Raw genomic sequence first — 9,528 nt, forward strand, 5'->3', positions numbered from 1 at the left:
CCGCCGGATCTTCCGCTGCGGGCGTGCAAGAGCCTAGTTCACGCTCCGCGAGGCGCCGTGACGAGCGCGACGGACAGATCCCCTGATCGGATCAGGCGATCGTCACACCAGTACGCCGACCGGGTGCGGTTCGGGGCGGCGCGTGCGCTCAGGACCGGAAGGGCCGGGCGGGCCAGGGTGCGTCGGCCGGGCGGAGTGCGTCGAGGCCGTCGCCACCGCGCGCGGCCACCAGGGAGAGGACACCGACGACCAGGCAGTTGTTGTGCACATCACCGGCCAGGACCCGGCGCACCAGCTCCTCGACCGGCACGCGCGCGTGCTCCATGTCGGTCTCCTCGTGCTCCGCCTCGAAGCGCTCGCCCTCGGCCTCGGACAGATCGCGGGCGAGGAAGATCCGTACGGCCTCGTCGCAGCCGCCGGGCGTGGTGTAGACGTCGGTCAGCACCCGCCAGTCCTCGGCCTTGACGTGCGCCTCCTCGTACAGCTCGCGCTGGGCGGCGTGCAGCGGGTTCTCGCCGGGCACGTCGAGCAGGCCGGCCGGGATCTCCCACAGCTTGTGCCGCACCGGGTGGCGGTACTGGTTGATCAGCAGCACCCGGTCCTCCTCGTCCAGGGCGAGGACGGCGACCGAGCCGGGGTGGACCTGGTAGTCGCGGCGGGCCACCGAGCCGTCGGGCATGACCACGTCGTCCGTGCGGACGGAGGTCTTGTTGCCCGTGAAGGGGGTCTGCGTCGCCCGGATCTCCCACTCCTCGGGAGTGTCCTTGATCGTCATGCTGTCCTTCCCCACGTGCGCCAGCGGCCGGGACGCGGTCCTCTTGAACGAGCGCGCCCCGGCCACCGTACAACCCTTGTGTTACTTCGCGATCTTCCGCTCGACCGCGGCCTTCACCAGGCCCGCGAACAGCGGGTGCGGGCGCGTCGGCCGCGAGCGCAGCTCCGGGTGGGCCTGCGTGGCGACGAGGTAGGGGTGGACGTCACGCGGGTACTCCACGTACTCCACGAGCTTGCCGTCCGGCGAGGTGCCCGAGAAGAGGATGCCGGCCTTCTTCTCCAGCTCCGCGCGGTAGGCGTTGTTGACCTCGTAGCGGTGGCGGTGCCGCTCCTCGACGTACTCCTTGCCGTCGTACACCTCGCGCACGATCGAGCCCTCGGCGAGCTTCGCCGGGTACATGCCGAGGCGCATGGTGCCGCCCATGTCGCCCTCGCCGGCGACGATGTCCAGCTGCTCGGCCATGGTGGAGATGACCGGGTGGCCGGTGGCCGGGTCGAACTCGGTGGAGTTGGCGTCCGGGATGTCGGCCAGGTTGCGCGCGGCCTCGATCACGATGCACTGCAGGCCCAGGCAGAGGCCCAGCAGCGGGATCCTGTTCTCGCGGGCGTAGCGGATCGCACCGACCTTGCCCTGCACACCGCGGTCGCCGAAGCCACCCGGGATGCAGATGCCGTCGACGTCGCCGAGCTGGGCCTTGGCGCCGGCCGGGGTCTTGCAGTCGTCCGAGGTGACCCACTTGATCTTCACACGGGCGCGGTTGGCGAAGCCGCCGGCGCGCAGCGCCTCGGTGACCGACAGGTAGGCGTCCGGCAGGTCGATGTACTTGCCGACCAGCGCGAGGGTGATCTCGTGGTCGGGGTTGTGGACGCGGTCCAGCAGGTCGTCCCAGGTCGTCCAGTCGACGTCACGGAACGGCAGGTCGAGCTTGCGCACGACGTAGGCGTCCAGGCCCTCGGAGTGCACGACCTTCGGGATGTCGTAGATCGAGCGGGCGTCGGGGCAGGCGACCACGGCGGCCTCGTCGACGTCGCACATCAGCGAGATCTTCCGCTTGATCGCGGTCGGGACCTCGCGGTCGCAGCGCAGCACGATCGCGTCGGGCTGGATACCGATGTTGCGCAGCGCGGCGACGGAGTGCTGGGTGGGCTTGGTCTTCAGCTCGCCGGAGGGGCCGATGTACGGCAGCAGCGAGATGTGCACGACGAAGACGTTGTCCCGGCCGACCTCGTGGCGGACCTGGCGTACCGTCTCAAGGAAGGGGAGCGACTCGATGTCGCCGACCGTACCGCCGACCTCGGTGATGACGACGTCCACCTCGTCGGTGGCCATGCGCCGGATGCGGTGCTTGATCTCGTTCGTGATGTGCGGGATGACCTGCACCGTGTCGCCCAGGTACTCGCCGCGCCGCTCCTTGGCGATCACCGTCGAGTAGACCTGGCCTGTAGTGACATTGGCGGTGCCGTCCAGGTCACGGTCGAGGAAGCGCTCGTAGTGTCCGATGTCCAGGTCGGTCTCGGCGCCGTCGTTGGTGACGAACACCTCACCATGCTGGAAGGGGTTCATCGTGCCCGGGTCCACGTTCAGGTACGGGTCGAGCTTCTGCATCACGACGCGCAGGCCGCGAGCCTTGAGCAGCATGCCCAGGCTGGAGGCGGTGAGGCCCTTGCCGAGCGAGGAGGCGACACCCCCGGTGACGAAGATGTGCTTGGTCGTCGTAGATTTCGGCGGCATGGCCAAGAGGGGGCTCCCGTGGTCGCGGTCTGTCGTGCGGTACGGCGTCCGGCCCGGAAGCCGTGGTGCTTCCCGGCGGGGGGTGCCGTCGCTGCGGTTCGGGGGTTTCGGGCCCACCGGTCCACGGGCTACCAGGGTATCAGCGCCTGGAGCAGATGGCTTCCGGCCACGCTCCGCGCTCGCCCGGGTACGGGGTGGCCCCGTCACGCCGGAAGCAGGCCGGCCCGCTCGGCCGGGGACAGCCCGGTCGCCACAGCTGTCAGCACAGGCACGCGCAGGTCACATGGTTATCACCCGCTGCTCACCCGTTCGGCCCACACGGGTTGCCCCGAGGGACACGCAGATCATCTACGTGCGTCGTATCCTGCTCGGACACTCGCTGCCGAGCCCGGCCGGAACGACGGCACACCCCCGCCACCATCACCCGGAACAACGTGAGCGCGGCAGTTCGTTGAGCAAAGACTGTCGTATTGCCTCAGGGCTCGGCGGGCTGCTTTGCTTCACAGCTCAACGACGCATAACAACGACCCCTTGACCGCACTAGCGACAGCCCCCTGCGCGGGGGCGACGTGGCCGTTCGACTGGAGTTGCACGTGGCCGGGCGCATCGAAGATTACGCACTCATCGGAGACATGCAGACCGCAGCCCTGGTCTGCCGGGATGGCACGGTGGACTGGCTGTGCCTGCCCCGCTTCGACTCGCATGCCATCTTCGCCGGCCTGCTGGGCACCGAGGAGCACGGCTTCTGGCGGCTCGGCCCGGCCTACGCGGCCGACTGCCAGCCGCCCACGGCCGCACGGCGGAGCTACCGCGGCGACTCGCTGATCCTGGAGTCGGAGTGGGACACCCCGCGCGGCACGGTCCGCGTGACCGATTTCATGCCCCCGCGTGAGGGCGCGCCCCAGCTGATCCGGATCGTGGAGGGCGTCACCGGCCGGGTGCCGATGCGCTCGGCGCTGCGGATGCGTTTCTCCTACGGCCGTGTCGTGCCCTGGGTGCACAAGCACGAGGGCCGTACGGTGGCGGTCGCCGGGCCCGACTCGGTGTGGTTCGACACCGAGGCCGAGACCTACGGGAAGTCGCTGACGACGTACGCCGACTTCACGGTCGCCCCCGGTGACCGGATCGCGTTCACCATCTCGTGGCAGCCCTCGCACAAGGAGCCCCCGGCGCTGCCGGAGCCGGAGGCCTCGCTGGAGGCGACGGAGGAGTTCTGGCGCGAGTGGGTCGAGCACTGTACGTACCACGGGCCGTACCGCGAGGCGGTGGTCCGCTCCCTGATCACCCTGAAGGCCCTGACGTACGCCCCCACGGGCGGCATCGTCGCGGCCCCGACGACCTCTCTCCCGGAGGACATCGGCGGGGTCCGCAACTGGGACTACCGCTACACCTGGCTGCGCGACGCCGCGATCACCCTGTCCTCCCTCCTGCGCACCGGCTACCGCGAGGAGGCCCGTGCCTGGCGCGAGTGGCTGCTGCGCGCGGTGGCCGGTGACCCGGACAACCTGCAGATCATGTACGGCATCGCCGGCGAGCGCGAGCTGGGCGAGGCCGAGCTGGACTGGCTGCCGGGCTACGAGAACTCGGCCCCGGTCCGGGTGGGCAACGGCGCGGCGCACCAGCTCCAGCTGGACGTGTACGGCGAGGTCACCGAGGCCCTGCACCTGGCGCACATGACGGGCCTGGCCCGCAACGACTACGCGGCCCTGCTCCAGCTGAAGCTGATCCGCTACCTGGAGGACCACTGGCAGGAGCCGGACGAGGGCATCTGGGAGGTGCGCGGCCCGCGCCGGCACTTCGTGCACTCCAAGGTGATGGCCTGGGTCGCGGTGGACCGCACCATCAAGCTGATCGAGTCCGGGGACGCGGACGGCCCGCTGGAGCGCTGGAAGGAACTGCGCGACGACATCCACCGGGACGTCTGCGAGAAGGGCTACGACAAGGAGCGCAACACCTTCACCCAGTCCTACGGCTCCCAGGAGCTGGACGCCTCGCTGCTGCTGATCCCGCAGATGGGCTTCCTGCCGCCGGACGACAAGCGGGTGATCGGCACGATCGAGGCGATCCAGCGCGAGCTGTCCACCCCGGACGGATTCATCCTGCGGTACCCGACGGAGGGCGCCCACGCGGGCGTCGACGGCCTGCCCGGCGACGAGGGCGCCTTCCTGGCCTGCTCGTTCTGGATGGCGGACGACCTGGCGATGATCGGCCGCGTCGACGAGGCCCGCAAGCTGTTCGAGCGGCTCCTCGCGCTGCGCAACGACCTCGGCCTGCTCGCCGAGGAGTGGGACCCCCGCCTGCAGCGCCAGGTCGGCAACTTCCCGCAGGCGTTCAGCCACGTGCCGCTGATCGACACGGCGCTGCGGCTGACGGCTTCGGGGGCGTACGGCGGCTGAGTAGGCTGTAACCGGACGGAACCCCTTTCCGGAAAGGGGGCGGCCATGGCTCCCCCTTCGAAGGCGCGCACGGCTCTCGCCGGGCTGCGGGAGGATCTGGCCGGGGAGGTGTTCGCCCCGGGGGACGCGGGCTACGACGACGCCCGTACGGTCTTCAACGCGATGATCGACCCACGCCCGGCGGTGATCGCCCAGTGCGCGGGCGTGACCGATGTCGTCCGGGCGGTGCGCTTCGCGCGGGAGCTGGATCTGAAGATCGCGGTGCGTGGCGGCGGGCAGAGCATGGCGGGGGCCCGGGTCGACGGCGCGCTGGCCGTGGATCTGCGCCGGATGCGCGGGGTGACCGTCGACCCGGCGGGCGAGGCGGTCCGGGTCGAGGGCGGGGCCACGACGAGCGACCTGGACTCGGCCACCCTGCCGTACGGCCTCGCGACCACCGGCTCCCGGGCCTCGGCCACCGGGGTCGCCGGGTACGTCCTGGGCGGCGGCACCGGCTGGCTGGACCGCGCGTTCGGTCTCGCCGTCGACAACCTCATCGGCGTCGAGCTGGTGACCGCCGACGCCGAGCAGGTGCACGCCAACGCCGACGAGAACCCCGAACTGTTCTGGGCGCTGCACGGCGGGGACGGCAACTTCGGCGTGGCCACCGCGCTCACCCTGGAACTGCACGAGCTGCCGGAGTTCTCGGTGGCACTGCTGCTGTGCCTGCCCGAGTTCGGCCCGGTCGTGGTCCGCACCTTCCGCGAGCTCGTCCGGACCGGTCCGGACGAGCTGGGCGGTGCCGTGCTGTACCTGGCGGGTCCGCCCGCGGAGTTCCCGCTCCTGTGCGGTGCCCTGCTGACGTACGTGGGCGGCGAGACCGCCCTGCGCAAGCTCGCCGAGCCGCTGCTGGCGCTGCCGCACGAGACGGAGGTCGTCGGCGCGCTGCCGTACGCGGACGTGCAGTGCCTGCTGGACCCCCCGTCCGGACTGCGGGGCGACTGGTCGGCCGAGTGCCTGACGGACCTGCCCGACGAGCTGGTGGGCGTCTTCCGCGCCCGCGCGGAGCGCATGCCCGTGGCGAACGGCAGCCGGCATGTGATCTTCCCGCTGGGCGGCGCGATCGCCGCCGGCCCCCGTGACCACCCGGTGCCGTACCGGGACGCGTCCTGGCTGGTGCACCCCTTCGCCTGCTGGGCGGACCCGGCCGACGACGGGCGGGCGACGGCCTGGGTGCGGGACGCGTGCGCCGACGTGCGGCCCTGGAGCACCGGTGACGTCTGCCTGGGCCTCGTCGGCGACGAGGGCCCCGAACGGGTGCGGGCGGGCCTCGGCGCCGGGAACCTGCTGCGGCTGGAGAAGGTGAAGCGCCGCTACGACCCCGACAACGTCTTCCGCTTCAACCACAACATCAAGCCCGTCTGACCGGGAGCTGTCCCGAGGGCGTTTACGCAGGTAGCGTCCGCTGCATGGACAGCCGTACGGACCACCGATCCGACACCCAGGGCGCCGGGATCACCGTTCAGCGGGCGCTGGAACTGCCGGGGTTGCGCAGCGGGCTGCCGGAGATCCTGGCGGGTGCCGACCGGCTGGGTCGCACGGTGCGCTGGGTGCACGCGGGCGAGGTGCCCAACATCGCCTCGCTGCTCAAGGGCGGCGAACTGCTGCTCACCACCGGCTACGGCCTCGGCACCCGCCCGGCCGAGCAGCGGGCGTTCGTGCGCACCCTCGCCGAGCGCGGGATCGCCGCCCTGGTGGTGGAGCTGGGCCCCCGTTTCAGCCGGCTGCCCGCGGCCCTGGTGGACACCGCCCGCGCCGCCGGGCTGCCGCTGGTCCAGCTGCACCGCGAGGTGCCGTTCGTGACGGTGACCGAGGAGATCCACACCGAGATCGTCAACGGCCACTACGCCCTGCTGCAGCGGGCCGAGGAGGTGCACCGGCGCTGCACCGAGGCGCTGCTGGGCGGCGGCGGGGTGCCGCAGGTGCTGGGCATCCTGGCGGACTTCGGCGGCAACCCGGTGTTCCTGGAGACGGCCGACGGCCGCCTGCTGTACGCCGCCGGGGAGGGGCCCGAGGGCGCGGACCCGCTGCAGGTGTGGGAGGGGCTGCGCGGCCCGCACAAGGGCGCGCCGCCGCCCGCCGGTTCGGTGCTGGTGGACGTGCCCGGCGGCGGCCCCGGTACGGCGGGTTCGGTGCGCGCCCGCCTGGTCCTGCTGCCGGTCCGCGCGCCGCTGGCCCCGGTGCACCGGATCGCCGCCGAGCGGGCCGCGGGCATCCTGGCGGTGGTGCTGATGCAGGCCCGGCAGGAGGAGGAGCTGGCCGCCCGCGGCCGCGGTGACTTCCTCACCGATCTCGCCGAGGGCCGGATCACCGCGGAGGACGCCCCGGCGCAGGCCCGGGTCCTGGGCTTCAAGCCCGGCGAGAGCCCGCTGCTGCCGGTGGTGATGCGCATCGGGGACTCCCTGTCCCCCGGCGGGGGTTGGGCGGTGCTGGCGAGGGCGGTCTCCGAGGAGCTGGCCGCGGTGGGTGTGCCGGTGCTGCTGGGCGTACGGCCGGTGGAGGGCCGGGTGCTGGTGCTGCTCGGGCTGCGCTCTGAGTCGGAGCGCTCGGCGGTCGCGGACCGGGTGGCGGCGGCGCTGCGGGCGGGCGTGGAGCGGGCCGGGATGCGCCGGCCGGGCTCGCCGCCGCCGGTCGTGGTGGTCGGCGTGGCGGGTGGCTGGGCGGCCGCGTCGGCGGGGCTCAGGCACGCGGCGGAGACCGCGACCGCGGCCCAGGGCCTGACCGACCGGCCCTGGTACGACGCCCGCCGCCTCGACATCGACCTGCTGCTGTGGCGGCTGCGCGACCACCCGGACCTCGCCGCGTTCGTGGACCGGGCGATCGGCCCGCTGCGCGAGCACGACAACCGGTCCAAGCCGCCGCTGCTGCCGACCCTGCAGACCTATCTGGCGCACGCCGGCCGCAAGGCGGAGACGGCGCGCGAGCTGCACCTCAACCGGCAGACGCTCTACAACCGGCTCGCCCGCATCGGGGAGTTGCTGGGCACCGACCTCGACGACCCGCAGACGGTCCTGGCGTTGAGCCTGGCGCTCCGGGCCCGCAGGCACGTGCCCTAGGCCAGCGGCCGGGGCTGCGTCAACTCGTCGTAGACGCTGAGCACTTGGGCGACCGTCTCGTCCTCGGTCGGCCAGCTGGCGGCCTGCCGCACCCCGCGTTCCCGCAGCTCCTCCCGGCGCTCCGGGTCCGCGAGGAGCCGTACGACGCTGGACGCGAGCGCCTCCGGGTCGCCGTACGGGACGAGTTCGGCCGCGTCGCCGACGAGGTCGGGGATGCCGCCGACCCGGGTCGCGACGAGCGGCACGCGCGCGTAGAGGGCCTCCTGGGCGAGGACGGACCTCGACTCCCAACTGCTCGTCACCAGGGCCAGATCGGCGGCGGCGAGCAGCTCGGGCACGTCCTCCCGGGTCCCGATGAGCCGCACCGGCAGTTCCTCGTCCTCGATCCGCCGCTGCAGCGCCGCCCGCAGCGGCCCCTCCCCGGCGATGACGACCAGCGGCAGCGGGTCGAGGTGCCGCCAGGCGCGGGCCGCGTCCAGCAGGACCTCGTAGCCGCGGTGCCGGTCCAGGGAGCCGACCGCGATGAGCAACGGGCGGCCGGTGGCGCCGAGTTCGGCGCGTACCTTGGGGCGCAGCCGGTCGGGGTCGTCCAGGACGACGGGCCGCCGCTGCCCCGGCAGGCCGACGGCGGCGAGCCGGGCGTCCCGCGCGCCCGTGCGCCGGGCCCGGTCCACCAGGTCGGAGCTGGTGCCGAGGACCACGGCCGCCGTCCGCACCACCCGCCGCTCCAGCAGCCGCAGCAGATGCGCCCGCGGGCCCTCCGCCTGTGCCCGGTTGTGCCAGGTGACGACCAGCGGGGTGGGCCGGCCGCCGAGCGCGAGGACGGCCCGGAAGGAGGCGTGCAGCCCGTGCGCGTGCACCAGGTCGGCGTGGGCGCACACCGTCCGCAGCGCGGCCACGGAGACGGGATCGCTGCTGCGCGGCACGTGCACGTGCTCGGCTCCGGCGCCGGTGAAGTCGTAGGCGCGGTCGGCCTCGACGGGGGCGCACACCGTGACCCGTACGCCCCTCGCCACGAGTCCCTCGGCCAGCGAACGCACGTGCGCGCTGCTGCCGGCGTTGCCTCCGCCCAGCACCTGCACGGTGCGCAGCGGCGACTGGCCGTGCGGTGCGTTGCTGCTCAGGGGGCTCACGGGGCCGGGGCTCCTGGTTCGGCGTGGGCGGTCACGAGGAAACGTACAGAAGGTAGCGGGCTCAGAGGGGCGGAAGGACGTACCCCGCGCGCCTCCCGCGCGGACCGTGTGCCCTCAAGCATGCCAGGGGGAACGGCGGTTACGGGAAATCGGGAGGGCGCACTCGGCAGCGGGCCGGGGCAATGCGCCGGAGCATGTCACCCACACGGGTGAAGAAGACCCTGGCGCGGGCGAACGCCGTGCGACCGCGTCCGGCGAGGTCGGACACTCACAGCGGCCGCGCCCACGCGCTGACCCGGTCCCCGTGGACGGCGGCGGCCACGACCGCGACGGCGTGCGCGAGCAGTCCCGCGCGCCGGTTGCCCGCCACCACGGCCGCCCCCAGCGCGGCGCCGAGC

At 72.9% G+C, this 9,528-nt stretch carries 6 protein-coding genes; 3 read left to right on the forward strand and 3 right to left on the reverse strand.

Annotated features, from left to right (window positions below):
- Positions 1-148 precede the first annotated feature (148 nt).
- Together ABT288_RS22920 and pyrG are read right to left on the reverse strand one after the other, a co-directional pair.
- Entirely contained in the window at positions 149-775 is a 627-nt protein-coding gene (locus ABT288_RS22920; RefSeq protein ID WP_351610743.1) for an NUDIX domain-containing protein, read from the reverse strand.
- Positions 776-856: 81 nt separating this feature from the next.
- Positions 857-2,506 (reverse strand): CTP synthase, encoded by a 1,650-nt coding sequence (pyrG, locus tag ABT288_RS22925; protein ID WP_351610745.1) that lies wholly within the window; start codon positions 2,504-2,506, stop codon positions 857-859.
- A 593-nt stretch (positions 2,507-3,099) separates the two neighbouring features.
- Between pyrG and ABT288_RS22930 the strand changes: the two genes are divergently transcribed.
- Genes ABT288_RS22930 through ABT288_RS22940 form a run of 3 tightly spaced genes read left to right on the forward strand, consistent with a single transcriptional unit; the run spans position 3,100 to position 7,997 of the window.
- Positions 3,100-4,902, forward strand: a complete 1,803-nt coding sequence (locus ABT288_RS22930) for a glycoside hydrolase family 15 protein (RefSeq protein ID WP_351610758.1) — start codon at positions 3,100-3,102, stop codon at positions 4,900-4,902.
- Between the two features lie 45 nt (positions 4,903-4,947).
- Positions 4,948-6,306, forward strand: a complete 1,359-nt coding sequence (locus tag ABT288_RS22935; protein ID WP_351610748.1) for an FAD-binding oxidoreductase — start codon at positions 4,948-4,950, stop codon at positions 6,304-6,306.
- A gap of 44 nt (positions 6,307-6,350) precedes the next feature.
- Positions 6,351-7,997, forward strand: a complete 1,647-nt coding sequence (locus ABT288_RS22940) for a PucR family transcriptional regulator (RefSeq protein ID WP_351610749.1) — start codon at positions 6,351-6,353, stop codon at positions 7,995-7,997.
- Here ABT288_RS22940 and ABT288_RS22945 read toward each other — a convergent pair.
- The gene (locus ABT288_RS22945; RefSeq protein ID WP_351610750.1) at positions 7,994-9,130 is read right to left on the reverse strand and encodes a glycosyltransferase family 4 protein; all 1,137 of its coding nucleotides are present in this window, start codon (positions 9,128-9,130) and stop codon (positions 7,994-7,996) included. The genes ABT288_RS22940 and ABT288_RS22945 overlap by 4 nt on opposite strands.
- Positions 9,131-9,528: the final 398 nt, after the last annotated feature.

This window comes from Streptomyces sp. NPDC001093, assembly GCF_040298985.1.
GTDB lineage: Bacteria > Actinomycetota > Actinomycetes > Streptomycetales > Streptomycetaceae > Streptomyces.

Excerpts from the sequence above, each read along its gene's own strand:
- ABT288_RS22920 (WP_351610743.1), bottom strand. The coding sequence starts at position 775 with ATGACGATCAAGGACACTCCCGAGGAGTGGGAGATCCGGGCGACGCAG.
- pyrG (WP_351610745.1), bottom strand. The coding sequence starts at position 2,506 with ATGCCGCCGAAATCTACGACGACCAAGCACATCTTCGTCACCGGGGGT.
- ABT288_RS22935 (WP_351610748.1), top strand. The coding sequence starts at position 4,948 with ATGGCTCCCCCTTCGAAGGCGCGCACGGCTCTCGCCGGGCTGCGGGAG.
- ABT288_RS22940 (WP_351610749.1), top strand. The coding sequence starts at position 6,351 with ATGGACAGCCGTACGGACCACCGATCCGACACCCAGGGCGCCGGGATC.